Raw genomic sequence first — 26,313 nt, 5'->3', positions numbered from 1 at the left:
GCTTAGCATGACCTTCACTGGTAGGAGGTGTCGATCATCGCTTGGTTGCATCTCGCTTTATATCACTGACAACGCATTCATTGACTGATCGTTCATTGACTAATCGTTTATTAATGGAAACAGTATGCCAAGCGAGGTATAAAAGTGTTGTCAAGATAACAAGGCGAGGTATAAAGAAAGTATAAAGATGGAGGAGGATTAGCGTTTTTGAGTATTTGATAAGGTAGGTTTGGTCGGGTGAAATTGGCTGTTTTTATTTTCATCAAAACGTTTAAAAAAAATATGTGCCAATGCGCAAGCAATGGTCAATGACAGCAACATTGATATAAAGGTGTGACTAAAAAAGTGATCACCGAAGAGCATTTTATATAGTCCCATCGTCCATCCCAAAGCGGTCACTGCTTCAAAAATTTTATAGCGATATTTGCGCCATGTGGGGAGGAACGCTAAGCCATATAAGGAAAATCCTGCGCTGGCATGTGCTGCTGGAAAGCATTTAGCCGATGTATGTTCTACCATGCTTTGCCAAAGGGTTAGGTAAGGCATATCACCACCAAATAGCATCAAATGGTTGGGGCAGCTGACGTGAGTGACGCTTTTGAGGGTAGCAATAGTCGTAGGGACGATTATGCTAACAATTAGCAAGTAGCTTATCTCGCGGACAGATAAAGGCAAAATATATCTGCTGCGTTTTGAATGATTTAATGAAAAGTCAGCATTCAAAGGCGTTCTGTATTTAATCGCTAAAACGGTCATCAAGTAAATCGCAAATAAAATTAATAGCGCTTTGGGTGCGTCATAAAAGACAAATGCATAAGGTTGTGCGCCTTTCTCCAAAAGCCATTGACCGTTTAGGTAAAAAAGCTTACTGATAAGTAGGTCTATTTGACTGTGCTCCAATGCTACTGTCGCAATAATAGTTAGACACAGTAGTTTGAGCCAAGTCCAGTCAGTCACATGATGGTTGGTGTTCATTGAAGCATCCCATAAACGGCATTTATTTGTGAAAATCTAAAAATGGCTCAACGTAAAAGGCTTGAAAGCGCCATCGTCCACAAAGAAAATAGAAGTAGCAAAGACAAAAACTGTGCTGCAGAACCCACATCTTTCGCTATTTTTGCCAATGGATGTTTTGTCATTGAGGTATGGTCAACACACGCTTCGATGCCAGTATTTAGCAGCTCAACAATCAAAGATAAAAAAGAGGCAATAATCAGCAGCATTTTTATACTGATAGCAAAAGGCATGAATATCAGTGTCAATAATAAAATGAGGTTGAGCCAAAGGACTTGTCTAAACGCAGCCTCAAACTGATAAGCAGCTCGAAACCCGTCTAGTGAATACCCCGCCGCTTTTATAATACGAGACATTCCTGTTTTACCTTTGGCTTGACTCACAAAACTGTCAGCTGACAGTGAGTCTTTATGAGCAGCTGAGCGTAGAGGATCACCCTGATATGGTTTGGTTTTAAGCGTAATAGAATGGATTTTTTTCATAGTGACTGCTTAATATCAAAGTAGGCAAGAGTTTCGAGCTATTTAAAAAGGCTCTAATGGGATTACCAGACTTTGAGTATAAAACGGCGTGCATTAAGAAAGCGTTAAGGCAGGAGGGATGACTGGAGCTGTAGGGTGGGGTGATAAGTGTTAAGACTTAGGGGTATTTGGCTTATCTTATGACAAGCGGCTATTGTAATAGATACTAAAGGTGCTACCGCCTGATGCATTGGTTTGATGGGTTAATTGCCAATCCATATGAGCCATAATACGTTGTACAATACTGAGCCCTAAACCCGATCCTTCAATCTTATAGCCTGCGCTATCGCTTAGTAATACATTGGTATGCAAAATTGTGTCAGTATTTTGCGGCTCTAAACGTTCAAATCTCTCATACAATAGCAGCATCATGTCCTCAGGAATCCCAAGACCCGTATCGGTGACGGTGATGTTTTCTGCGTCAATACAAACAGTGACTTCGCCTTCATCGGTATACTGAAACGCGTTTTTTATCAAATTGCCCAATGCCATTTTTAGTAGCTCAGGTCGGACATTGGCCACATAGTCTTTATCAGCCAGTACGGTGCATGTTACGGCTTTGTGGCGAAGCAAGTATGTTAAGCGGTTCACCTCGCTGATAGCCACGTTGTTGATAGACGTTGGCGGCGCGTCCAGCTTTTCAGGTGAGCGAGAAAGCAACAATAAAGCGGTGATAATCTCAGAGGTTTCTTTTGCAGTGTTACTGATGCGGTTGGCAAATTCGCTCAAACGCTCGTTATCTTGTAATTGTGATGCCAGCACTTCTGATGCGCCCATAATAATGGTTAAGGGCGTGCGTAATTCGTGACTAACATCTCCTGTAAAGAGTTGCTCACGTCTTAAGTATTGCTCAAGTTTATGGTTTTTTTCATCGACGGCTCGTGCCAAGACGCCAACTTCAGAGGGCAAATGCGTTAACTGAGTGAGATTTTGATGATCTGTTTCGACAGCATTTTTTAAGTCTAATAAAGGCTTGGTGATTTGCCTAGAGGATAATTGAGAAAAAATAGCAGCGATGAGTAGGCTTAAAATGACAGCAACTCTTAACGCATTGGCAAAGATATCTTCTAACTGCTCAAAGATTGCCAAAACGGGGTAGTTGGCCATCACCATTTTTGTGTCTTCTAAGTAGGTTAAAATGTAGCTTTGGTTGTCTTGATGGTAGACAAAAAAATGCAGGTTGGTTGACGTTTTACCTGTGTCAGTATTCACAGTGACAGGAATTTCTTGAACCGTTTCAGTAGCCTCGGCTTTTAAATGCGCTGGGGCATTATCGTAGTTGTAGATTTTAATACCTGGATCAGCAATATAAATAGGCTGCTCACCTTGTTTTTCTTGACTGAGTTCTAATTGTTGCAGCAAGCGACCTTTGACCAGCTCTTGCTCCATTCTAACCTCAGCATACATAAAAATACTGACGAAAGTGGCGCAAAGCAGTATGGCAAATAAAAAATACGACAGTCGAAACTTATTGGCAATGGAGTCGATACTGAACATGGTATTTACTTCATAGTGAGAGGTAGGAGATAAGATAGCATTTTGCTATTTGCTATTTGCTATTTGCTATTTGCTATTTGCTATTTGCTATTTGCTATTTGCTATTTGCTATTTTAGGCTTTATCTGGATCAATAAGCTGATAACCAACGCCCGACACGGTCATTACCATGGGTTTGGCAAATGGCTTATCGACTTGTGCTCGTACGCTGTGCACGTGGGTTCGTAGCGCATCACTACTAGGGATATCATCAGCCCATACCTTTTCTTCTAGCTCATTTTTACTGACCATCCTAGGCGATGCACTCATCAGTATCTGTAATATCTTAAATCCAGTGGGGGTCAATTTAAGCGATTTACCTTCGCGCACCACCGTATGCTCTTCAATATTTAAACACAATCCACCCACATTGAGACTTTGCTCACAGTGACTGTCTTGATGTCGGCGTATTAGAGCTTTAATACGCGACTCCAATTCAACTAAAGAGAAGGGTTTTACAAGATAATCGTCAGCGCCACTATCAAACCCTGCTACTTTATCCAAAATAGTATCACGCGCTGTCAGCATCAATACGGGGGTTTTATCGTGTAATTCTTCTCGAAGTTTTTTGCACAATTGCGTGCCGTTCATACCAGGCAGCATCACGTCCAACAATATGACATCGTAACGATTGTTCGAGGCCAGTGTTAGTCCACTATAACCGTTGTGAGCATTGTCTAACTCAAAACCTTTTGGTTCAAAAAAAGCATAAATATTGGCTACGATATCGGGGTTATCTTCAATAACGAGTATCTTGTACATAAATGTCTCGTGCATCAGTGTTAGCAATGCGATGATAAAAAAGCTTAAGTGGTAGGCTTAAAAAAGGTAGGTGCTGCTGCTACCTCGTCCGTTGTAATATTAAAAAAACTGAGCAACGTTGGGGTAATAAAATCATGAGAGACGGGCTGATTAATCATATTGGTCAGGCTGCTCTTATCGTTACTCTTAGCATCAATACCATTATCACTAGGTGACCAGATAATCAAAGGTACCTGCTTTTGGGCATCGGGTGCAATACTATAAGGCAAACCATGCAAATAAATATTATTTTCGCCCAAGCTTTCACCATGATCGCTCATATAGACCATCACCACATCATATGTCTGCTCGTAAGGCTTTAGTGTCTCAATCACACCATTCAAAAAATAATCAGTATAGCGCAGAGCATTGTCATAACCATTGATAACTGACTGAGCATCGCATTTGGACAGCTCATTGGTCTTACATACAGGTTTAAAGGTCTCAAATGCTTTGGGATAGCGCTGGTAATAAGCGGGGCCATGATTACCCATTTGATGTAACAAAATAAGCGTGTCTTTAGGCGTATCTTTCTCTGAGCTGCCTGACTTAACCAGTGTATCAAAACCATCAAGCATACCAATATCTCGGCATTCAACATTGCAAATAGGATTGTTATCAGGCGTTTTGTAATCCTCAAAAGTCACTCGATCGGCGACGCCTTTGGCGCTTGAATTATTGTCTCGCCAAATCACATTGACGCCTTGCTTGTGTAAGGTGTCGAGGACATTTTCGTTATAGGCAGCGTTATCAGTGTCATAGTTTTCTCTATTGGCATAACTGAACATGCAAGGTACGGAGTAAGCGGTCGAGGTGCCGCAAGACGTCGCCTTTGTGAAGCTATAAATATTTGATTGCTGAGCAAGTAATGGCATGGTGTTGCGCTTATAACCATTGAAACTAATGTGGTCGGCACGCGCTGTCTCACCCACGACAAACACCATAAGTTTGGGTTTGGGTTTACCTTTACTGCTGGTAACAACGGGCGTTACTCGCTTCGCATCTGTCGCATGCAGTATCAACGTATCAGGACGGCGCAGCTCATTGGCATAGTCGAGACCGAGCTTCACAACAGAATAAATGGGCATAATAGGGTTGGCATAACTTCGAACCATTTTATGCTGCCGAAAAAAGCTGGCATATTGGTCACCAAAGGGAAGCAGGCAAAGACCTATCAGTGCAATTGCCATTACCAAACTGGCAGTTTTTTGTAGTATGGCTCGACGCCAAGTAGGGTGTTTGATACGAATTTGACTGATCACAAAAGCAGGTAAGACACCTAACAATAGCAAATGCACAAAAAAACTCGGTGCCATCAGTCCCATCACTTCGGCTTGATCGGTTTGTAGGCTGTTAATTAACATAATGCGATCAAATATAGTCCCATAGCCATCCGTAAAATAGCTACATACAGACGCAATCAATACTAAGGCAATCAATACTATTTTTGCTATTGGGCGGTAACACAGTAGCTGGCAGACGAGCCATATCAAAGCAAATAGTAAACTTGCGGTAGAAATCAGAAAACCAAAGTTATTACTCAAAGGGTAAATCGTTAGCATATGCTTAAAAAAGCTAATATTTGCAGTCGCTACTAAGTAGAGGGCAACGACTATAATCAAATGATTGAGGTTGACTGGTCGATTATAGAATTTGTTTATGTCGCCTTTATTGGTCGGGGCTTTAACTTTCGCAGTATGAGTGATAAACACGTGAGATAGTGACATAAACGGTCTTCTCAACAGAGTGATAAGGAATGTAGGTCCTTACGGTAACAAGTTGCCTGTTAAGAAGACGTTAAGGTGAATAGGTTTCTTTATGTTTAAAGCCAACTTATTTGTGAGAGGGCATTTCTGCCTTCAAAAACTCAATGAATGAGCTAACCCGTTCTGATAATTTCCTATTTTTGTAATAAACAAGGTTGATGGGTTGCTGCATTTTTATCGTACTAGAAATCAAGATTTGCACCAGACGCCCTTCTCGAATGTCTTGCTGTGTCATAAAGTCTGACAAACAAACGATACCTGTCCCACATAACGCAAGCTGTCTTAGCGTCTCACCACTATCGGTTTTTATGTTTGTATCAACATGAAATAAATTGTTGAAAGCATCATAAATAGGCCAGTCGTTTAGTTTTTCTAACGAGCTAAAACCCAATAGCTGGTGTTGTGTTAACTCTTCTAGATTCTGAGGTGTACCGTGTTTTTTTAGATAGGCAGGGCTGGCCAGTATTCGAATCTGGCTTAACCCTAGCGGGGTTGCGCTCAATGTAGAATCTTTTAACTCACCGATGCGCACAGCGATGTCTGTTCGCTGTTCTAACAAATCGACTAAGTTTTCATTGCTTATCAGCTCAATGTCAATTTGTGGGTAAGCGCTGCTGTACTTATCAATTAATGGTGCAATGACGTGTAGCATAAAAGGGGTTGCCGCATCAATTCGTAGTTTGCCAGAGGGGACTTCTTTATTCATGATCAGCATATTTTCGGCCGCTTCTAACTCTTCTAGAATGCTGCGTACTCGCACGAGATACTTTTCACCCTCTTGCGTCAACTCCAAGCGCCTTGTAGTACGCCTAAAAAGAGCCGTATTTAGCTTTTTTTCTAATCGTGATAATGCTCTACTGACGGCCGAAACCGTGACATCTAAGTGCTCAGCTGCCTGACTGATAGTGCCTTCATCGACAATACTAATGAAAGTGACCAGCTCATTAATCGTGACTTTCATTATTGACTCCTACGCAAAAGTATTTTGAATATTTGTGCCTTCTTATCAAGTATCAGCTTATATATAATTTCTGCCAATCACAATTGATAAACCCATTCGCTTTCATCGGAAAATTTGTAAAAGGCAATTTATAATGAAGAATATATTAATATTAAACGGAAGTAAGCGTTTCGCCCATTCAACAGGCGAGCTTAATGACACCATGACGACAGTCGCTGAGCAGCAACTACTTGAATTGAGCCATAACGTAAAAGTAACCAATATTGATGCAGGTTATGATGTAGAAGAGGAGATTACAAAATGGCTATGGGCAGATGTGGTTATCCAGCAGACACCTGCTTGGTGGATGGGCGTGCCATGGATCGTTAAAAAATATATTGATGAGATTTTTACGATTGGACATGGTCGTCTCTATGAAAGTGATGGACGTTCTCGTCATAATTCAGAAAATAAGTATGGCTCTGGTGGTTTGTTACAAGGTAAGCAGTATATGCTGTCAGTAACGTGGAATGCACCTGAGGCAGCCTTTACTGATCCAAACCAGTTTTTTGAAGGTGTTGGAGTAGATGGGGTATATCTTGCTACTCATAAAGCGTATCAGTTTTTGGGTATGCAGCCGCTGACCACCTTTATGAATAATGATGTCATCAAAAACCCAACTATTGATAGTGATATTGCAAGATATCAAGAACATTTAAATGCCTTGTTTGCAGTGTAGCTATTGCTATTTTTCGCTTAGGTTGGCGCTACAGTGAACGCTACGTGACATTAGTATCAATTTTTCTTGCGTGCTGTTGAAACAGATGCTACGAAAAACTCATCCCAGTCGCACAGTCTTGTTTTTAACGTCAATTAACTGTATTTATGACGCATAAAAAAAGTAGTGATACGCCATCCATCAGATGAGTTATCACTACTTTGATTAAGATTGGCAAATATCAGCCAACGCTAGTCTTTTTCTAACACCACTCTATAGCGAGCGTTGCCACTTTCTAGTCTTTCAAATGCTTCATTTATCTCAGACATTTTATAGGTTTCAGTGACTGGTTGAATATTATGTCGAGCGGCAAAATCCAGCATTTTCCGCAAGGTTGATGGTGAACCAACTGGCGAACCTGATAGACTTTTTTGAGCCATAATCATGGGTGCCGTTGCTATCTCTAGCGGTGCTTCTAGTATACCAACGAAGTGTAGCTTACCCTTTGGCTTCAAGGTTTTGATCACCAGATCCCAGTTCATATCGACGTTCACGGTTGATATGATTAAATCAAAAGAGCCCGCTGCTTTTTCGATTTCGCTATCTTCTCTTGAATTTAAAGAGTGGTGAGCACCCAACTCTTTTGCTTCTTCCATCTTTGAGCTGCTGGTAAAAGCAGTGACTTCACATCCCCAAGCATTAGCAAACTGCAGCGCCAAGTGACCTAAGCCACCGATACCAATAACCGCCACTTTAGAGGTTGGTTTGATATCGTATTGCATAAGCGGGTTAAACACAGTGACACCGCCACACAGTAACGGTCCTACAGAATTAAAATCAAGGCCTTCAGGGATTTTTATAACGCTGGTGTCCTTTGCGCGTACTTTGTCCGCAAATCCGCCATGATTACCAATGATAGTGCCTTCTTGTTCAGGGCATAAATTTTGGTCTCCACCGATACATAGGTCGCAGACGTTACAATAGCCTTTATGCCAGCCAAGGCCAACCTTATCGCCCAGCTCAAGATGCTTTATATGCTTACCTTTTGCCAGCACTTTTCCTGCCACTTCATGTCCACCGACAAAGGGGTATTGAGTCATACCCCATTCGTTTTGCCACATAGACAGATCACTGTGACAAATACCACAGCTATGTACTTCGATTTCTACTTCGTGATCACCTAAAGCGCTAGGTTCGTATTGGTAGGGCGCAAACTTGCCACCTTTTTCTGTTGCTGCATAGGCGTTAATCATCGTTATTCCTTATTTTCTATTATTTGTGGAAAGGCGTTATAAATATTTAATGGATATATTATCTAATAAATCTGTTCTCAGCGTGTTGCTGAAGCTTATTGGTAATGGTTTGTGTAAAGAGAGTGGGATAGTGCAATTAACTTCTACCAATTTTGGTTAGAACATTGCAACCAATTTAAAAGGCAGAGTGCTTAGATAACAGTTGATTTCAAAGATAAGAAAAGAGAAAGTGGATTGCCTCTTTTGTGAAGTAAAAATAATAAATAGAGAGATATTAAAAACCAATATGATATAGCAGACACAAAAAAACCTCAAGTAAACTAATACTTGAGGCGAAACTTGCTTAAACTTTACAGTTTAAATTCGTTTTAAATATGGCGCAGCGGACGGGACTCGAACCCGCGACCCCCGGCGTGACAGGCCGGTATTCTAACCAACTGAACTACCGCTGCTTAGGTCGTTTTAGCTTCTTTAACCACTTGCTAATAAGTGGTGGGTGATGACGGATTCGAACCGCCGACATTCTGCGTGTAAGGCAGACGCTCTACCAACTGAGCTAATCACCCTGAGCGAGGAGCAAACGAAGCACTGCTTCGTCCGAGCGCAAGAGAATTTACATTTTCGTAAATTCTAGAAGCTCAGTACCCAATATAAGGTATAACTTCTACTGCAATAGAAATTCTTTAAATAGAATTTCTGTATTGCTTCGTTAATATAAGCTGTCACACTTAAGTTAACTTAATCAGCTAGGGTTGTTTAAGTCCCCTTGCTGTGGGTGTGTATTATATAGATTTACGCATGGCTGTCAAACACTATTTTAAATATTTTCGCAAATAATTGAAGATATTTACCTAATGGTAATATTTACAATAACTTAAGTTTGCGATGGATAGGGTGGTTACCATGACGTTTATAAATGTCATCTGTTGTTCGGTAGCCAAAAGCTACTATACTATTGATGCTTTATTATTCACACTGTACTTTTATCTTGTTAAGCGGAGGCAAGCATAGACACTTTTACTACATGGTCGTTGGGAGACGTGGCTGGACTAGGTCTGGTATTGCATATCATTCTGATGATAGTAATGACGCTAAGAATTGTGACGGTGCAGCGCAATATTGGTGTGTCAATTGCTTGGGTCGCTGTGCTTTATACCCTGCCTCTTTTTGGCTTTATTGCTTATCTCTTGTTGGGTGAGCCGATGATTGGGCGGCGTTATCGTGATCGAGTGGATCAAGCAGGGATGATGATGAACGATATGGCAAAGCGTGAACATCTGGTGTTTGATCAAGGGCAGGAGTTGCTACCAGCCAATTATCGCGGTGTGAGTCAAATAGGCACACGTTGGACAGGGCTTGGTGTTTTTCCTGAACACAAAATGCAATTATTGACTGATCCCAACTCTATTTTTCAAGGATTGATTGAGGATATTAATGCCGCGCAGCGTATTATTCTGATGGAGTTCTATATCGTTTATCCTAAAGGACAGACATTAGACGTGATAGCGGCGTTATCAGCCGCTGCACAACGCGGCGTGGAATGCCATATATTGGCTGACAGCGTGGGAAGTTTTAGTTTTTTCAATAGCAAAGAACATCGTATGCTAGAAAAAGCAGGCGTCTTCGTCCATCAATCGCTGCCAGTGGGTTTGTTTAAGACGCTCTTTAAGCGTTCTGATTTGCGCAATCACCGCAAAATCGTGGTCATTGATGAATACATCGGTTATATCGGTAGTTTTAATTTGGTTGATCCCAGATTTTTTAAACAAAATAAAAAAGTCGGGCAATGGATTGATGTGGCAATACGTACGACCAGTCGTCAATCTATGAGCATTACGACCGCGATGGCAAAACTGGTGGCAACAGATATCGGTGCTGAAAATAAGGATAATTTAGATGCACTACATTATCGGGTAAACAATTATACGCGCAAGCTATATGTGATGGATCCGACTATTAATGATTTGAACAGTCGGGTAAAAGTGCTGGGCAATAATGTGGCGCATCATGAGCAAGCAGAGGATGGCTCAAAATTAATTGCCATACCCCGAATGCCTGTTGTAGAAGGTGTTTTAGCGCAGCTGATACCATCAGCACCTCGAGTGACAGCTCATGTGATTTATAATACGTTAGTCACAGTGATTCATCGTGCTAATAAAAGTATTTGCATTACTACCCCGTATTTTGTGCCGGATGAAGCGTTATCAGGGGCGCTTACAACAGCAGCGAAGCGTGGTGTGAAGGTCACGCTGATTGTCCCTGAAAAGGTCGACTCCTTCCTTGTACAGCACGCATCTCAAGCGTATTATCAGGAATTACTTGAAGCTGGCGTCATTATTGCTCTATTCAAAGGCGGTTTATTGCATGCCAAAACAGTGGTCGTCGATGATGACTATTGTTTATTTGGTACGGTAAATATTGATATGCGCAGTTTTTACCTAAATATGGAAGTCAGCTTGGCAATTTATACGCCAGAAATGGTAGCTCAAGTAGCAAGTTGCCAAGAAGTCTACTTGCAACATTGCCGATTTTTAGGCTTAGAGGAATGGCAACAGCGTCATGGTGCTGCGCGTTTGTTTGATAATGTGGTTCGCCTGTTTAGTCCTTTATTGTAGCGTTTTTACTTTTAGGTTAAGGTAACCTATCGCTATTAATGATGCTCACTGTTTTAGCCATACCACATTCCACTTATTGGTAAAAAGGACGCGATTGTTTATGTCTGCATTGCTTTTGACACCACTTGACTATACCGCAGCAGGATATTGGCAAGACTTTTTAGCTGCGCGTCCCATTGCTGGCGGTATTGTTTATGAAACCGAGCTGCGCGACTGTGTATTGGATGAGTCACTGGCAAGTTTGCAGCGTATAGATACGTTATTGACGCAAATACGCCGTGATATGATTAAAGCGGGTCAATGGCATGAAGAAACGTTACTGATTGATGAGCGTTATAGTAATTTTATAGTGTTTCTGGCGTTTTATGCAGGACAAGTCTTAGCCCAGCAGTGGCAACATACGCCGCATTGGTATGGTCAATTTGAGCTACGCAAACGCTATCCTAATTTATCATTAACAGGTGATGATTTTTATCAGCATATGGCGGTTGTCTATCGTGAGGATACGGAACACAGTACCTCACATAATGGCAGTACATCTGCCTTTTTTGCCTTAGAGCCAATAGGGCTGCGTTTGTTTGGGCATATTGATCGACCATTTGAGGCAGTACAAGGTGGTCAAGTAGCAAGCGGTTTATATCAAGCGGTCAGCTTACGATTACCAGGTGTCAGCGAGCCATCCGTTATTAAAGCGGCTGTACCCGATATCATTCAGAATGTTGATACACATAAAACGGTTGAGCCTTATTTAGACACTGTCCCAGAACTGCCTCAAAATTCTAATCAAGTGTTAGCTGGTCCGTCAGATAAAATAGAGACCAGTTCGACACCAGTCAATAATCCCTCGTCTACAACAGACTACCAACCATCGCCAGATTTAAGCAGCGCTGAGGCACCATCAGTTGATACGGCATCAGACACGCTTATATCATCCAAACCTGCTCCCGTCTCAAAAACACCTCCAACGCCAGAGATGTTTACGCAGCTTCTTATAGAGTTAAATGAGATTGAAGTGGTACAAAGCGCTGACAATATGGCTTACCAACAAGCTTGTCGTGTGTTGGATCAGTTTGAGGAACACATTGCCAAACAAAACAAACCCCGTGCGCAAGTTTCTTTTTCACAAAATCATCTAAAAGCAAAAAAACAAGCATTATTGAAGCTACAAGAGGCTGCTAATGCTGGCAGTACGGCGGCCATGTTACGTTTGGCAATGTATGAATTATTGGGTGAGGGTTTGGCGGTGGATAATTCTGCGGGAACGGCGACAGGGGCAGAGTGGGTCAAACAAGCCGCCAGCAAAAACGACAGTCGGGCTCAGCGCCTCCTTAGTAAAATGTATTACCAAGGCATAGGGGTCACGCAAGACATAGAAAATGGTCAGTATTGGCTCACTCAAGCTGCTAAACATGGTCATGCTGAAGCTGCTGACTTGGTCGCCCATTGGCAGCAGACCCAAGACTTGATGAGTACACAAAAGCGAGAGCAGCATAGTATCAAGCGGTATCAAATCTTGCTTGGAGCGGTGGCGGTGATAGCGATGTTGATTCTCATTCTTCTCTAAGCTCTTTTGTGGTAGACCGTGCTTAAAAGCGTATTGTTACGTGCCAAATTCAGGTAGAATTGGCGCATTTTTTACTACTAGCTTTTTGTTTATCAATCCATTACTCATCTGGGCTGCTTCATGTCATCTCCCCATACAACTCCTGCTTGTCCTTCGAAGTCGTCTGATAGTGCTTCTTTACCCAGTCGTTCTGTGCACACGCCACCTTTTTATTATCAATTTGGTATTGGATTACTCAAGCCGTTATATCGAATGCAGGTATGGCGACGCTCACATAAGCGCGAAAATTATCAACGTGAAGTGGCACAACGGTTTGGTAAACACTATCCCGCTCGTCCAATAATAGAGTCTGCTACTAATAAAAACGAACCCCACGCAAATAAAGGCGTGATTTGGTGTCATGCGGTCTCATTGGGTGAGACCAACACGGTTGCGCCTTTATTAGATGCATTGCTGGCTGAAGGTTATAAGGTATGGCTGACCAATACCACTCAGACAGGGTTTGCTCGCGGTGCCAGCCGTTTTGCCGACGAAATTGCTCAAGGTCATGTGAGTCATAGCTATGTGCCGGTCGACAGTCCGGCAATCATTGAGACGTTTTTGGCACATGTAAACCCTATGGCAGCTTTGTTTGTAGAGACTGAGCTATGGGCAAACATTTTAACCAAACTCTCTGAGCACCAGATTCCTAGTATCTTGGTCAATGGACGTTTATCGGCGTCCTCTTTTAAAAGCTATCAAAAAATTGGTGCCGTCAGTACCAGTATGATGAAAAATCTGACACTCATCATCGCGCAAGACAATGAGTCGGCAAAACGCTTTCGGCAATTGGGGGCACACAGTGCGCAAATTCGCGTGGCAGGCTCGCTAAAGTGGGTGATCAATACACCCAAAGTGATGGACAGTGCCGCTCATACAGAAAGTACCCATGACTCTAATAGTTTACAAACACAAAAAAGCAAGCTGGCAGAAGCGTTGGGCGTCGCCGGTCGACCGATTTGGGTGGCGGCAAGCACACATAGCGATGAAGAACAAACGGCACTGTCACTACACCAGCAATTACTGTCCAATTCAGCGCTGGCTAATGCGCTATTAATTGTGGTGCCCAGACATCCCGAACGTTTTGACGAAGTCGCAGAGCTGATTCAAAACACAGCATTAAAGATGGCACGGCGTAGTAACGAAGAGGCAATAGAAGCAGGCACACAAGTATATTTAGCTGATAGTATGGGTGAGCTGATGACGTGGTATACGCTAGCAGATGTCGCACTAGTGGGCGGCTCGTTGGTTGATATTGGTGGGCATAATCCAGTGGAGCCTGCGAGTGTGGCAACGCCTGTGATTATGGGACGCTACACGCAGTCTTGTCAAAGCGTAGTCGATGCACTGTCTGAAGTAGGAGCTTTGTATCAGCCGAATAATGCGTTTTATCGTCCCGCTACTAGAGAACAAGTGGCGCCGAATGACGCTGGTAAATATGAGCAAACCACCCTACAAAATGCCGCAAATATAACTCAAAAACCCGCGCACAAAGCGTCTAATAATGAGGATGAGACAACACTGATTTACCAACAGTTGGTGTCTTGGTTGGACAATTTGGCATTGGCAAAACTGGCTGGACAGGCTGGGTCGCGTATGACAACGAAGCAACAAGCGGTATTGCCTCGTCAACTTACAATGATTACGGATATTATAGAGAAGCATGCGGGTTTAAAAACGTTATGAACTGTATATTACTTCCAGCCGAAAACATCGTACATGAGACTGCTCAGATTAATACTTTGTTGCAAGTGCGTCATGTGACTCAAATATTAGATGCTAAGGTTGGTGAGTCACTAAAGATAGGGCAGATCGGCGGAAAGCTAGGCACAGCAATCATTGAGTCTATAACACAAGACTGTATTCAGCTACGTGATGTTCAGCTCACGATTGCACCACCACCTAAACTAGATCTGACAGTGATACTGGCGCTACCCCGACCAAAAGTGCTACGACGCCTGATTATGGATATGACGGCGCTTGGCGTACGACATATCATTCTTATCAACAGTTACCGTACTCAAAAAAGCTATTGGCAAAGCCCAATGCTGGAGCGCTTAGATGAGTTCGTGTTAGAAGGGCTGCAACAAAGTGTGGATACGATAGCGCCAAGTATTGATCTAAAAAAGCGCTTTAAACCCTTCGTGGAAGATGAACTGGCGAATCTGATCACTAATGGTGCTATTGTGGCACATCCTTATAGCACACAGTCATTTGCTCAGTATATAAAAAAGCAGCCTTTAGACAAGCCCTATCTAGATCACCCAGATTCAAAAAAGCCGCCGGTTTCTGGCTTGCCAAGTTTGGTATGCATCGGTGCTGAAGGTGGCTGGATTGATTACGAGATAGCGTTGTTGGCCACTCAAGGTTGCGAGCCTGTGCATATAGGGCCGCGGATTTTGCGCACTGAAGCTGCGGTTAACGCGCTATTAGGACAGTGGCTGCTGTAAAAAGAAGTGGTTTATTGATGGTGGTAATTTAGAAATATTTATACCCGCTGAGCTTTTGTAGTGGTAATTTTTTTGCTCCATTGACTGTACAGAAATTAACGTTATTGAGTTCAGGTTGGCGATTTACATACGGCTGGAGGGCAAGTTATCAAAGGATTTGTGAGAAAAAAATGCATTGATAATTACTCTCATTTACATTAGTATGTCGTTTCTAGATATTACAGTCTTGACCATTTTAATCAGTGGTTGACGCAATAAATGGTCGCACAGATTTTTTCACCAGCCTTTTCAACGTTTGATAATACTATCTTTCTTTTATAACACCATTGTGGAGAAACCATGTCACTGAATGCCATCACTACCATTGCGAGTTTTAATAAGCTGACCTTACCTGTTGCTGTATTTGGCATGATGCTGGGGCTTACGGCTTGTAGCGATTCTTCTACGACAGACGGTAGCGAAGATACAGAAGCACCTGCTAGTACAGAAGCAGACGTTGCGACCAGTGATGCTGATGCCGCTAAGGCTGATACTGAGAATCATACTGTTACTATCTACTCATCACGTAACGAGCAGCTTATTAAGCCATTGCTTGACCGTTATACTGAAAAGACAGGTGTGAAGGTTGAGTTGGTCACAGATAGTATTGGACCATTGCTTGCACGTTTAAAAGCAGAAGGGCAGAATACGCCAGCTGATATGCTCTTGACCGTTGATGCAGGTAATTTATGGCAAGCTTCGCAGGAAGGATTGCTCCAGCCAGTAGCTTCTGATATTTTAGAAGCGAATGTTCCTGCAAAATACCGTGACCCAAAAGGTCAGTGGACAGGCCTGTCATTACGCGCGCGTACTATCTTTTATGACCCAAGCAAAGTCAACGCTGACCAATTATCGACGTATGCAGATTTGGCCGATCCAAAGTGGAAGGGCAAGCTGTGTCTACGTAGTTCTAAGAAAGTTTATAATCAATCACTTGTAGCGAGTATGATTGAGCACTTAGGCCCAGAAAAAACTGAGACCATCATCCGTGGTTGGGTCGATAATTTGGCCACTGATATATTCAGTGATGACACAGCGTTGTTAGAAGCGATTGCTGCTGGACAGTGTGAAGTCGGTATCGCCAATAGCTACTATTATGGTCGTTTGCTCGATGAAAAGCCTAACTTTCCTGTTAAGCTATTTTGGGCAAACCAAGGCACAACTGGTACGCACACAAATATCTCAGGCGCGGGTGTGGTGGCAAGCTCAGACAATGCAGACGACACGCTTAAACTTATAGAATGGTTGTCATCTGATGAAGCACAAGGCATTTATGCCAGCTCAGACAAAGAATTCCCAGTAAAAGAAGGGGTTGATGAGTCGGAAATGCTCAGATCGTGGGGTCAGTTCAAGAAAGACGATATCAACGTTCAAAAATTTGGTGAGCTACAGACTCAAGCGATTCAAATAATGGATAAAGCAGGTTACAAATAACGACTTTTAGTCACTACGGTTGATAATGGTCTTTATACCAATCTTTAAAAATTGCTTATAAGCTTGGGATTGGTATAAAGCCGTTATACGTATGACAGGACATTGAAGCATGGTAATAACGATATGAGCACAACGCCAAACGCGTCTGTTCGTCAGCCTGGTGCAGTGGATAAACGTCTTAGTCAGCAGCAGCTTGCCAGTCAAGACCATACACTCTTTAACCGTTTTCTCTCCAAATCAGTCTTAGGGCTGATTTCGTTGTTTATGCTGATCCCAATTTTAATCGTATTGCTGTCATGGACGCAGCCAGTCGCTGATATTTGGTCGCACATGGCAGAGTATGTGCTGCCACAAGTACTCAAAAATACGGCAATTTTATTGTCGATGGTAATCGCCATTTCTGGCATCATTGGTACCACGCTTGCTTGGATTACTAGCATGTACCGCTTCCCTGGACAGCGGTTTTTTTCGTGGGCATTGATGTTGCCGTTGGCCATTCCTGCTTATGTATTGGCGTTTGTGACGATCGGTATTGTTGATTTTAGTGGGCCATTGCAGACCAGTTTGCGGGATTTTGGCATTGATACAGCGATTCCATCAGTACGCAATGTCTGGGGCGCAGGTCTAGTCCTATCATTAGCATTCTATCCTTATGTTTATTTGTTGGCGCGCCAAGCTTTTTTATCGCAAGGTCGGCGTGCGATTGAAGCAGGACAGATGCTTGGTTTAGGCCGAGGGCAGGTGTTTTTTAAACTGGCATTGCCACAAGCACTGCCATGGATCGTTGGTGGATTATTGCTGGCAAGTATGGAAACCTTGGCAGATTTCGGTGCAGTATCAATATTTAATGTCGATACCTTTACGACCGCAATTTATAAAGCGTGGTTTGGGTTTTTTAGTTTAACGACGGCAGCACAGTTAGCGGCGTTGCTAATTGGGGTAGTCTTTATCGTGGTTTTGTTTGAGCAGTACTGGCAAGCAAAGCGCGGACGTTCGGTGACTCAAGGCAATAGTCAACGTTTTGAAACCACTACGCCTGCCAAATGGGGCATGACGCTGCTATGTATGCTCGTATTTGCAGTGGCATTTTTTATCCCATTTTTACAGCTGATCTATTGGACGGCATTGAACTTCAGGCAAGACTTTGATGCGCGTTATATCGATTTTGTGACCAATAGCTTTATGATTGCTAGCATGACCACGCTCTTCATTGCTGTTTTGGCGATTATTATGGCGTGGATTAAGCGGCAGTATCCTGATAAATTGACCAAGCTGATGACTACGCTGGCCAATTTAGGTTACGTGGTGCCCGGTACGGTATTGGCAGTGGGTATATTTATTCCGATTGCTTGGTTAGACAATCAAATGATTGCTTCTGGAATAATCTCAAAACAAGTGCTATCAGGTAGTGTGATTGTAATGCTACTTGCTTTATCTACACGCTTTATGACAGTCAGCTTTCAGCCAGTGGATCGGCAATTACAACGCTTGACAGTCAATCAAGAGGCGGCGGCCAAGTTACTTAGTGATAGCGCATATCAGCGCTGGCGACAAGTGGTGTTACCGGTGCTGAGCCCAGGAGTGTTGACAGCATTATTGATGGGTTTTGTCGAAGTCATGAAAGAGATGCCAATTACGTTAATGACACGGCGACAAGGTTGGGATACGCTTGCAGTACGGGTATTTGAGATGACCAGTGAAGGCATGTGGGGACGCGCGGCATTGCCCAGCCTATTGATTGTACTGGTTGGACTGTTGCCTGTTTGGATATTATTGCGTCAAAGCGACAAGCAGCATTAAAGGCGGGCGCTAAAATAGATTAAAAGCAAGCGATAGCCTTTTTGTCGTTATGATGGTTGTACTGTTTTATCCGTGAGTTTTTATTTAATATTATTTAACGAGTATCTTCCATGCACACTGATTCGATGAAAGATTCAATAGATCTCAAATCAATAAATACCAGCTCAGTGAGTGACACTAAGCCTTATTTTAGCGTGCAAGATTTGGTGGTTGGCTATGACGATACGATAGTCGTCAATGGATTGTCTTTCATTCTGCAACAAGGCGAGATTGGTTGTTTTTTGGGATACAGTGGATGCGGTAAAACCACGGCATTACGCGCCATTGCAGGATTGGAGCCGAGTCGCGGCGGTAGCATTCATCTAAGCAATCAGTGCTTAACTGACCAGACGGCTCGTAACGCATTAACCGTAGCGCCAGCCAAACGTGGCATGGGTATGGTGTTTCAAGACTATGCGCTTTTCGGTCATCTAAGCGTCGCAAAAAACATCGCTTTTGGGCTGAATAAATGGTCTGCGGCCGACAAAAAATCCCGTGTGATTGAGATGCTAAGCTTAGTCGAATTGATCGAACATGCTGACAAACGTCCTCATGAGCTTTCAGGTGGACAGCAACAGCGCGTAGCATTAGCACGAGCATTGGCACCTAAGCCTAAGTTGTTATTGCTGGATGAGCCATTTTCGAATTTGGATGTGGTATTGCGTGAGTCGTTAGCAATGAGTGTCCGTGACATTCTCAAACGCACCAATACTACTGCTATCTTGGTGACTCATGATCAAAACGAAGCTTTTGCGCTGGCAGATAAAGTTGGGGTGATGGATAAGGGTAAGCTTGTGCAATGGGCAACCCCAAGCGAGTTGTACCATGAGCCAATCAGTCCTTTTGTTGCCGAGTTTGTAGGCGAAGGCGCAATGATAGATGGCATCATAAAAGACGGCCGCATCGAAACCGCCTTGGGGAATATTTATCGACGCATGGAAGTTTATGACGAATTAGGGCAGCCGCAATACTGCGCGTATGATTATCCCAACGGCACGCCGATTAAAGTGCTGGTGCGTCCTGATGATATCATTCATGATGATGAGAGTACGCGAACAGCATTGGTGATTGGGCGCGTGTTTCGCGGTGCCAACTATTTGTATCGCTTACAGCTTGATGATGGGCAGACAGTGTTATCTTTGGTCGCCAGTCACCATAATCATGCGATAGGCTCGCACATTGGTATTTTACCCTTGTTAGAGCATGTCGTGGTATTTGATGAAAAAGAGATCAATGCCACGACGTGGTCAGAATCTGATAAATCAAAAAGAGTGGAAGAGATTAGATAAAACAAAACGGTTTGCTTTGCCTGTAACTTTAGACTGGCTATCATGATGGGCAAATTTACCGAGTTGCCATGACATGTAAGTAGCGTCCTAGCCATTTATAAGGTTCTAGTTGTGAGTAACGCAGCTCCATCCGTACGACGGCATCTGGGTGATTATGACCACCGCGTTTGAGGGGCGCATAATCATGAAACACGCGCAAGCCACTGGTCAGTACGGTTTGATAATGATGGGCTGCCAGCCAAGCATCGACTTCTTCTTTGGCAACGGGATGATTGGGCGTTAAGCTTTTTTTGTTGTCGGCCTTATAGTCCGTGTTATCGAGTAAGTTAAAGTTACCCATGATGAGGTTACGATAATCGAAGCTGGCGAGATTATAGAAGCATAAAGATATCGCCCCATGATTGGCTAATTGTCGATCAAAGAAATTCATAACCATCGCAGGTTCTGCCAACCATTCTAATAACGCGTGTGACAGGATCAAATCAAACTTAGCGCCATTTGAGCTTTTATCCTTATTTAGCTTGTCTTCAAGGTCTTGATACGGGCAAACATACCACGTTATATCCAACGCTTTATCTATTTGCGCCGCGCTCACTTTCGCCTTTTCAAGCATATTGGCTGAGATGTCATTGATGACTAGGCTATGGCCTTGCGTGGCAAGCTCGATCGAAATCTGTGCCAGTCCTGCGCCCACATCGAGAATACGCAAAGGCCGTCCAAGCTTTTCGCTCATCTTTGCACTATATTCAAAAATATCACGACGCAACACAGCCAATCGAATCTCGCCCTTTAGACCACCGTAGACTTTTTTTTCAAAATGATCAGCAATCGCATCAAAATTGCGATCTGTACGTGCGTCTTGTTGCTCTAACGCTTGCTGCGGCGATATAGTTGCTGATTCTAATAATGGATTATCAGCATTTTTTGTGTCTTGAGGTATTGTTTGCATAAAGGGTAGGTCTGTATCGAGGTGAGATTTTGCAACATCGTACAATAAAGAAGAGAGCGATGCTAGGATTGGTTTGATGGCTCAGAATATTGTTTATTAGTGTCAAAAAAGGGTCTAAGGTCATGCTTTGCAGTAGCTTTTGATAATATTTTACGGTATAAATAGTAAGGTTTAAGAAACAATTCTGATCATGCAGATTTTGAAGAAAATGCTTAAGACCAAGCAATGATTAAGAATCTCTTTCAAACTAACATTATCTACTGCCATGGACTATCGGCAATCTATTACTTGCCTCTGAAGGCCATCACTACTAAGGATAGTAACGATGATAAAATCTAAATCTGCCACTCGCCTCGCACCAGCTGCCAATACTCAGCTCTCAACTTCTATTATTACGAAACAACCAAAAATGTCACGCTGCTTGTTGTCTGTCGCCATCACCAGTAGTTTACTGCTGGTAGGCTGCGGAGATGATGACAACGACAGAGTTGTCTCCTATGACACGACAGTTGAAACCATCAATGCATTTAGTACCGATCAAATTGATAATGGATTTGGTCTAGGAAATACCGCAACGCCTGATGCCAAATGCGACATTAAAATTGAAAAAATCAATTATCCAACGGTAGGTGCAGCGGGCGAGCGTACCAATGCAACTGCCGCACTGATGCTACCAAGTGGTGATAGCGCGGACTGCCAAGGTGATCGACCCATACTGCTTTATGCACATGGCACCACCACCGATAAAGACTATGACTTCAGTCAAGTGGCGAATACCCAAAACCCAGCGGTGGCTGAAGCCACATTGATAGCCGCGAATTTTGCTGCACAAGGTTATATTGTGGTGGCACCAAACTATGCCGGTTACGATGATTCTAATCTAGATTATCATCCGTATCTGGTGGCAGAGCAGCAAGCCACTGACATGGCGGATGCGTTAGAGGGCGCGCGTACGATTATTGATAGACAACAACGCGTCAATGATACGGATTACACCAGTATTGATGACTCTGGCAAACTGTTTATCAGCGGATACTCACAAGGTGGGCACGTTGCCATGGCAACCGCCCGTCTTCTAGAACAACAAAACGAGCCAGTGACGGCAATTGCACCTTCATCAGGACCTTACGCATTGGCCGCATTTGGTGATTTTATATTTAGAGGAAATGTGAATGTGGGTGCCACCCGTTTTGCACCGTTATTGGCAGTAGGTTTGGATAAAAAGTATAAAAATATCTATAGCAATACATTAGATATTTTCTCGGCGCAGTATGCCAATACTAAGCTACCAAGTATGCAAACGTTTGGCGAGTTGGTAAACGCTGGCAAGTTACCTGATAACGCGCTTTTTCAATCAAAACCTACCAATAATACGATTCTCGATCAACTCCCAACCAGCAATTTGCCTTTTGCTTTCTTAGGGTTCGACGATGATAAATATCTGATAAAAACAGACTTCCGTGCCGCTTACGTTGGCGATGCCTTGCAAAATCCAGACAGCCTAATAGCTAGTACAGGAGTATTGCCAGCCGCTAATCCACAAAACAATTTGCGCAAAGCGCTAAAAGACAATGACCTTCGCGGCTATGTGCCTAAAATGCCAGCCCTATTGTGCGGTGGTAACCAAGACCCAACCGTTTTTTATGATATAAACACAGGATCAATGACGGCCATCATACAACAAGCAGGAGCAGCGTCAGGCGCCAATCTGAATGTCACAGTATTGGATGTCGATACCAGAGGCAATCGCGGCGCAGTAACACCAATTGGTAGTGCTATGAGCAACCCATGGATGTCCACGTCCATCATTGACAACATTCAAGGCAGATTTTCTGCAACTTTGACAGCTGTTCAAAACAAAGCTATCGCAGATGCTCAAGCGGCAGGAGTAACTGATCCGACGGTATTGGCGCAAGCAGCAGGCGCTGCTGTATTGGCTAGCTACCACGGCGGATTAGTCAGTGCGGCCTGTACCCAAGCGACACGCGAATTCTTTGATCAGGAATTCACAGCAAGTTAAGCGCATTCAGACTTTCTCATAACCACTGTTTTACCATCAAAAACTGTATCTACTGGATGCAGTTTTTTGATGAATGTATGCCAATAATTGAAGAGAGAAAAATATGAAATCAATACTATTGTCACTATTCACAATTATCTTTGTGGTTGCGCCTATCGGCCAAGCACAAGCAAAAAACACCCCATGTTCGGGTAAGATGGGCGGGGTATCTCACTGCTCAGCAGATGGTAAATTTGTGTGTAATAATGGCAAAATTAGCCAATCTAAAAAAACTTGTCGTTAATATAAATCAAGAGGGGGTTTAGTCGTTAAAATATCATCGCTAATAAGCTGTTTTCCTTGATTTTAATGACAGTCAGAACCCCCTAAATCAGCAATTTTGTGCTAAAATAGCTTCTTTTATTAAACATTAAAACGATCGTCGTTTTCTTATTGTTTTGCACGTTTAATAGCGTTTTTCTGATCACTATTTTACGAGTAGCTGCGTATTGATGCAGCTATATTTTTTAGAGTGCATCAGTATTTTAAAAAGTGTCTACATTAGAAAAAACGAGAGTGAAGGAGTGTATATGAGCGAATCGGTCAGTCCTATTGGCATTGTAGATGAACTAAAACAATCCTATTTGGATTATGCGATGAGCGTGATCGTCTCGCGTGCACTACCTGATGTGCGTGATGGGTTCAAACCTGTACATCGCCGCGTCATGTACGCTATGCATGTGCTATCTAACGATTACAACAAACCTTATAAAAAATCTGCACGTGTGGTTGGTGATGTTATTGGTAAATACCACCCACATGGCGATAGCGCGGTATATGATGCCATCGTACGTATGGCACAGGACTTTAGCTTGCGTTATCCGATGGTCGATGGTCAAGGTAACTTTGGTTCGATCGATGATGATCCACCGGCAGCGATGCGTTATACCGAAGTACGTATGACCAAGCTGACCCACCAAATGCTGGCTGATTTGGACAAAGACACGGTCGATTGGGAAGACAACTACGATGGATCTGAGCGCATGCCAAGCGTGATGCCAGCACGTATTCCCAACCTATTGGTGAATGGTGCGACGGGTATTGCTGTCGGTATGGCCACCAACATGGCACCGCATAACTTGACCGAAGTCATCAATGCGTGTTTGGCCTATGCTCAAAACCCGCAGGTTTCAGCCGAAGAGCTGATGTCCCATATCTCAGGTCCTGATTTCCCTACAGGCGGCATTATCTATGGCCGCGCAGGTATTTTAGATGCTTATCGTACCGGTAAAGGCCGCTTGCACATACGGGGTCGTTATCATATTGAACCTATGAGTGATACGGGTGTCAACCGTGACCGTGAGCGTATTGTATTCACCGAAGTGCCTTACCAAGCCAACAAAGCCAAGCTGATTGAGCGTATTGCAGAGCTTGTCCGTGATAAAAAAATCGAAGGCATCAGTGAGATTCGTGATGAGTCTGATAAAGACGGCATGCGTATCGCCATCGACTTACGCCGTGGTGAGACAGCAGAAGTTATCGTTAATAACTTGTTTTTACAAACCCCGCTTGAATCTAGCTTCAGCATCAATATGGTGGCATTGGATAATGGCCAGCCAAAAGTATTGACCTTGCGTCAGCTGATTGCTGCGTTTGTGCGTCATCGTCAAGAAGTCGTGACACGTCGTACCATTTACGAGTTAAACAAAGCACGTGTACGTGGGCATTTATTAGAAGGGTTGACGGTTGCACTTGCGAATATCGATGAGATTATTGCAACCATCAAAGCGTCTGCAAACCGTGGATTGGCGCGCGAAAGCTTATTGAATAACACGTGGGGCTCAGGTAGCGTCGTTGCGATGCTAACCGCTGCCGGTAGTCAGTCAGTGCGTCCTGATTTTATTGAAGGCGAAGATCCTAAAGCGCCATTCGGTTTGATCGATGGTGAAAGCGATGGTGAGCAGCGTTATCGCTTATCACTTGAGCAGGTCAATGCAATTTTAGACATGCAACTGCATCGCCTAACAGGTCTTGAGCAAGATAAGTTGACCGAAGAATATCAAGACTTGCTGCGCGAAATTGCGCATTTAGAGTCTATTCTTGGAGATTTTGATAAGCTGATGACCATTATCTCTAATGAGATGATTGAGATTCGTGACAATTTTGGCGATGAGCGTCGTACGGACATTATCGACTCACGTACTGATTTCAACCGTGAGGATCTCATTCCTGAACAAACCGTGGTCATGACTGTTTCTCGTACTGGCTATGCAAAAACTCAGCCGATTGATGATTATGTGGCACAAAAACGTGGCGGTAAAGGTAAGTCTGCAACCGCCATGAAAGAAGATGATGTCATCGATCATTTGGTTGTGACCTCCACGCATGCGACGGTATTGTGCTTTACAGATAGTGGACGCGTCTTTAGTTTGCGCGGCTTTGAAGTACCCATTGCCAGTCGCGGCGCTCGTGGTCGTCCATTGGTTAACCTGATTGGGTTAAATGGTGATGAGACGGTGACGACCATACTACCAATTCCAAAAATAGTAGAAGATGTTTCTGCCAAAGGTGATATTTCTTTAACGGATGATGAATCATTAGAAGACACGAATGAAGCAGAGCCTCCTTTTGTCTTTTTTGCAACGGCGAATGGTACAGTCAAGCGGGTCGAGCTTAAGCAGTTTGCCAATATTCGCTCGAACGGTCTGATTGCTGTTGGTTTAGAAGACGGTGATAAATTGGTCAGTGCTCGAATCACCAATGGTAGCCAAGAAGTCATGCTGTTTGCCTCAAGCGGTAAAGCCATTCGATTTGATGAAAATGATGCTCGTGCAATGGGTCGTACCGCAAAAGGCGTACGTGGTATGCGTTTGGCAGATGATGAATTTATCAAATCATTGGTTGTCATCGAAGATGATGTGCGTGAGATATTGATTGCTTGTGAAAATGGCTTTGGTAAGCGTACCTTCATCGACGAGTTCAATACCCAAAACCGTGGCGGTGGCGGTGTTATCGCGATCAAAACCAGTGAGCGAAATGGCGCATTAGTTCGTGCGACCAAAGTCGAGCCTGAAGATGACATTATCTTAATCTCAGACAAAGGCACGTTAGTACGTACGCCAGTTGAGCATGTGGCCAGTTCTGGACGCAACACTCAAGGTGTGACACTGATTCGCTTATCAAAAGATGAGAAACTGGTTGCCATGGCGCGAGTTGAAAATGAAGAAAACGCTGATGAATTAATCGATGCCATGAGAGAAGATGGTACGTTTGAAGTTGATGGTCAAGAGCAGCAAGACATTGATACGGTTGCTGGAGACTCAGCAACTACGGATGTCAATGATGCGATTGATATAGCCAATGACTATTCATTGGATGATGACTTGGCAGACGATGACAAATAAACGTCTTGGCAGTTAGTTTTTTAGTTTAGTTTTTCACACTGCTCTAAAAAAGCCTCTAACGCTATCGTTGGAGGCTTTTGTTTTTTTAGCATTTTATTTCTTTTATTGTCTGCTTTTAATTTTTGGAAGCGCTAATAATTGAAA

General features: G+C 43.3%; 19 protein-coding genes and 2 tRNA genes. 11 read left to right on the top strand and 10 right to left on the bottom strand.

Annotated elements, in window-relative coordinates:
* Positions 1-198 precede the first annotated feature (198 nt).
* The 6 genes from CIK80_RS03535 to CIK80_RS03510 form a co-directional block, all read right to left on the bottom strand.
* Complete coding sequence (locus CIK80_RS03535; protein WP_095568893.1) at positions 199-975, bottom strand: PAP2 family lipid A phosphatase; 777 nt, start codon at positions 973-975, stop codon at positions 199-201.
* A gap of 47 nt (positions 976-1,022) precedes the next feature.
* Positions 1,023-1,370 carry a diacylglycerol kinase gene (locus CIK80_RS03530; protein WP_228139939.1) on the bottom strand — a complete coding sequence of 116 codons (348 nt, stop codon included), beginning with the start codon at positions 1,368-1,370 and terminating at the stop codon, positions 1,023-1,025.
* 303 nt (positions 1,371-1,673) lie between these two features.
* Positions 1,674-3,032 (bottom strand): HAMP domain-containing sensor histidine kinase, encoded by a 1,359-nt coding sequence (locus tag CIK80_RS03525; protein ID WP_095568891.1) that lies wholly within the window; start codon positions 3,030-3,032, stop codon positions 1,674-1,676.
* Positions 3,033-3,145: 113 nt separating this feature from the next.
* Positions 3,146-3,832, bottom strand: coding sequence for a response regulator transcription factor (locus tag CIK80_RS03520; protein ID WP_062844088.1), 687 nt, complete (start codon positions 3,830-3,832; stop codon positions 3,146-3,148).
* 44 nt (positions 3,833-3,876) lie between these two features.
* On the bottom strand, positions 3,877-5,598 hold the full coding sequence (locus CIK80_RS03515) for a phosphoethanolamine--lipid A transferase (RefSeq protein WP_095568890.1): 1,722 nt from the start codon (positions 5,596-5,598) through the stop codon (positions 3,877-3,879).
* Positions 5,599-5,704: 106 nt separating this feature from the next.
* Entirely contained in the window at positions 5,705-6,598 is an 894-nt protein-coding gene (locus tag CIK80_RS03510) for a LysR family transcriptional regulator (protein ID WP_062844089.1), read from the bottom strand.
* Between the two features lie 133 nt (positions 6,599-6,731).
* Here CIK80_RS03510 and CIK80_RS03505 point away from each other — a divergent pair, with 133 nt between their 5' ends.
* The gene (locus tag CIK80_RS03505) at positions 6,732-7,316 is read left to right on the top strand and encodes an NAD(P)H-dependent oxidoreductase (protein WP_095568889.1); all 585 of its coding nucleotides are present in this window, start codon (positions 6,732-6,734) and stop codon (positions 7,314-7,316) included.
* 230 nt (positions 7,317-7,546) lie between these two features.
* On the opposite strand, the gene CIK80_RS03500 is transcribed toward CIK80_RS03505, so the two are convergent.
* From CIK80_RS03500 to CIK80_RS03490, 3 genes are all read right to left on the bottom strand, one after another.
* The gene (locus tag CIK80_RS03500; RefSeq protein WP_095568888.1) at positions 7,547-8,548 is read right to left on the bottom strand and encodes an NAD(P)-dependent alcohol dehydrogenase; all 1,002 of its coding nucleotides are present in this window, start codon (positions 8,546-8,548) and stop codon (positions 7,547-7,549) included.
* 375 nt (positions 8,549-8,923) lie between these two features.
* A tRNA-Asp gene (locus CIK80_RS03495) sits at positions 8,924-9,000 on the bottom strand.
* A 38-nt stretch (positions 9,001-9,038) separates the two neighbouring features.
* Positions 9,039-9,114: transfer RNA gene (locus CIK80_RS03490), tRNA-Val, on the bottom strand.
* A gap of 465 nt (positions 9,115-9,579) precedes the next feature.
* On the opposite strand from CIK80_RS03490, the gene CIK80_RS03485 reads away from it, so the two are divergent.
* From CIK80_RS03485 to CIK80_RS03455, 7 genes are all read left to right on the top strand, one after another.
* Positions 9,580-11,163 carry a cardiolipin synthase gene (locus CIK80_RS03485; RefSeq protein ID WP_257011675.1) on the top strand — a complete coding sequence of 528 codons (1,584 nt, stop codon included), beginning with the start codon at positions 9,580-9,582 and terminating at the stop codon, positions 11,161-11,163.
* A gap of 100 nt (positions 11,164-11,263) precedes the next feature.
* Positions 11,264-12,727, top strand: a complete 1,464-nt coding sequence (locus CIK80_RS03480; protein WP_095568887.1) for a tetratricopeptide repeat protein — start codon at positions 11,264-11,266, stop codon at positions 12,725-12,727.
* A gap of 120 nt (positions 12,728-12,847) precedes the next feature.
* Positions 12,848-14,452 (top strand): 3-deoxy-D-manno-octulosonic acid transferase, encoded by a 1,605-nt coding sequence (locus CIK80_RS03475; protein ID WP_095568886.1) that lies wholly within the window; start codon positions 12,848-12,850, stop codon positions 14,450-14,452.
* Positions 14,449-15,216, top strand: a complete 768-nt coding sequence (locus CIK80_RS03470) for a 16S rRNA (uracil(1498)-N(3))-methyltransferase (RefSeq protein WP_095568885.1) — start codon at positions 14,449-14,451, stop codon at positions 15,214-15,216. Before CIK80_RS03475 ends, CIK80_RS03470 begins: the two co-directional genes overlap by 4 nt.
* Before the next feature lie 339 nt (positions 15,217-15,555).
* Positions 15,556-16,689: an extracellular solute-binding protein gene (locus CIK80_RS03465; protein ID WP_095568884.1), complete on the top strand. Its 1,134-nt coding sequence runs from the start codon at positions 15,556-15,558 to the stop codon at positions 16,687-16,689.
* 123 nt (positions 16,690-16,812) lie between these two features.
* Positions 16,813-18,489 carry an iron ABC transporter permease gene (locus tag CIK80_RS03460; RefSeq protein ID WP_095568883.1) on the top strand — a complete coding sequence of 559 codons (1,677 nt, stop codon included), beginning with the start codon at positions 16,813-16,815 and terminating at the stop codon, positions 18,487-18,489.
* Positions 18,490-18,599: 110 nt separating this feature from the next.
* On the top strand, positions 18,600-19,817 hold the full coding sequence (locus tag CIK80_RS03455; protein ID WP_095568882.1) for an ABC transporter ATP-binding protein: 1,218 nt from the start codon (positions 18,600-18,602) through the stop codon (positions 19,815-19,817).
* A 55-nt stretch (positions 19,818-19,872) separates the two neighbouring features.
* Here the strand turns inward: CIK80_RS03455 and CIK80_RS03450 are convergent, their stop codons facing one another.
* Positions 19,873-20,766, bottom strand: coding sequence for a methyltransferase domain-containing protein (locus CIK80_RS03450; protein WP_095568881.1), 894 nt, complete (start codon positions 20,764-20,766; stop codon positions 19,873-19,875).
* A 325-nt stretch (positions 20,767-21,091) separates the two neighbouring features.
* On the opposite strand from CIK80_RS03450, the gene CIK80_RS03445 reads away from it, so the two are divergent.
* From CIK80_RS03445 to gyrA, 3 genes are all read left to right on the top strand, one after another.
* On the top strand, positions 21,092-22,786 hold the full coding sequence (locus CIK80_RS03445; protein WP_095568880.1) for a dienelactone hydrolase family protein: 1,695 nt from the start codon (positions 21,092-21,094) through the stop codon (positions 22,784-22,786).
* A 103-nt stretch (positions 22,787-22,889) separates the two neighbouring features.
* Complete coding sequence (locus CIK80_RS03440) at positions 22,890-23,069, top strand: hypothetical protein (protein ID WP_095568879.1); 180 nt, start codon at positions 22,890-22,892, stop codon at positions 23,067-23,069.
* Between the two features lie 286 nt (positions 23,070-23,355).
* Positions 23,356-26,169, top strand: a complete 2,814-nt coding sequence (gyrA, locus tag CIK80_RS03435) for a DNA gyrase subunit A (RefSeq protein ID WP_095568878.1) — start codon at positions 23,356-23,358, stop codon at positions 26,167-26,169.
* Positions 26,170-26,313: the final 144 nt, after the last annotated feature.

The sequence above is a fragment of the Psychrobacter sp. JB193 genome (genome assembly GCF_002285555.1).
Taxonomy (GTDB): domain Bacteria; phylum Pseudomonadota; class Gammaproteobacteria; order Pseudomonadales; family Moraxellaceae; genus Psychrobacter; species Psychrobacter alimentarius.
The sequence above is the reverse complement of the archived record's forward strand: the minus strand, read 5'-3'. Positions and strand labels throughout refer to the sequence as shown.

Coding starts and splice junctions, on each gene's coding strand:
- CIK80_RS03535 (WP_095568893.1), bottom strand. CDS start 975: ATGAACACCAACCATCATGTGACTGACTGGACTTGGCTCAAACTACTG.
- CIK80_RS03530 (WP_228139939.1), bottom strand. CDS start 1,370: ATGTCTCGTATTATAAAAGCGGCGGGGTATTCACTAGACGGGTTTCGA.
- CIK80_RS03525 (WP_095568891.1), bottom strand. CDS start 3,032: ATGTTCAGTATCGACTCCATTGCCAATAAGTTTCGACTGTCGTATTTT.
- CIK80_RS03520 (WP_062844088.1), bottom strand. CDS start 3,832: ATGTACAAGATACTCGTTATTGAAGATAACCCCGATATCGTAGCCAAT.
- CIK80_RS03515 (WP_095568890.1), bottom strand. CDS start 5,598: ATGTCACTATCTCACGTGTTTATCACTCATACTGCGAAAGTTAAAGCC.
- CIK80_RS03510 (WP_062844089.1), bottom strand. CDS start 6,598: ATGAAAGTCACGATTAATGAGCTGGTCACTTTCATTAGTATTGTCGAT.
- CIK80_RS03505 (WP_095568889.1), top strand. CDS start 6,732: ATGAAGAATATATTAATATTAAACGGAAGTAAGCGTTTCGCCCATTCA.
- CIK80_RS03500 (WP_095568888.1), bottom strand. CDS start 8,548: ATGATTAACGCCTATGCAGCAACAGAAAAAGGTGGCAAGTTTGCGCCC.
- CIK80_RS03480 (WP_095568887.1), top strand. CDS start 11,264: ATGTCTGCATTGCTTTTGACACCACTTGACTATACCGCAGCAGGATAT.
- CIK80_RS03475 (WP_095568886.1), top strand. CDS start 12,848: ATGTCATCTCCCCATACAACTCCTGCTTGTCCTTCGAAGTCGTCTGAT.
- CIK80_RS03470 (WP_095568885.1), top strand. CDS start 14,449: ATGAACTGTATATTACTTCCAGCCGAAAACATCGTACATGAGACTGCT.
- CIK80_RS03465 (WP_095568884.1), top strand. CDS start 15,556: ATGTCACTGAATGCCATCACTACCATTGCGAGTTTTAATAAGCTGACC.
- CIK80_RS03460 (WP_095568883.1), top strand. CDS start 16,813: ATGAGCACAACGCCAAACGCGTCTGTTCGTCAGCCTGGTGCAGTGGAT.
- CIK80_RS03455 (WP_095568882.1), top strand. CDS start 18,600: ATGCACACTGATTCGATGAAAGATTCAATAGATCTCAAATCAATAAAT.
- CIK80_RS03450 (WP_095568881.1), bottom strand. CDS start 20,766: ATGCAAACAATACCTCAAGACACAAAAAATGCTGATAATCCATTATTA.
- CIK80_RS03445 (WP_095568880.1), top strand. CDS start 21,092: ATGATAAAATCTAAATCTGCCACTCGCCTCGCACCAGCTGCCAATACT.
- CIK80_RS03440 (WP_095568879.1), top strand. CDS start 22,890: ATGAAATCAATACTATTGTCACTATTCACAATTATCTTTGTGGTTGCG.
- gyrA (WP_095568878.1), top strand. CDS start 23,356: ATGAGCGAATCGGTCAGTCCTATTGGCATTGTAGATGAACTAAAACAA.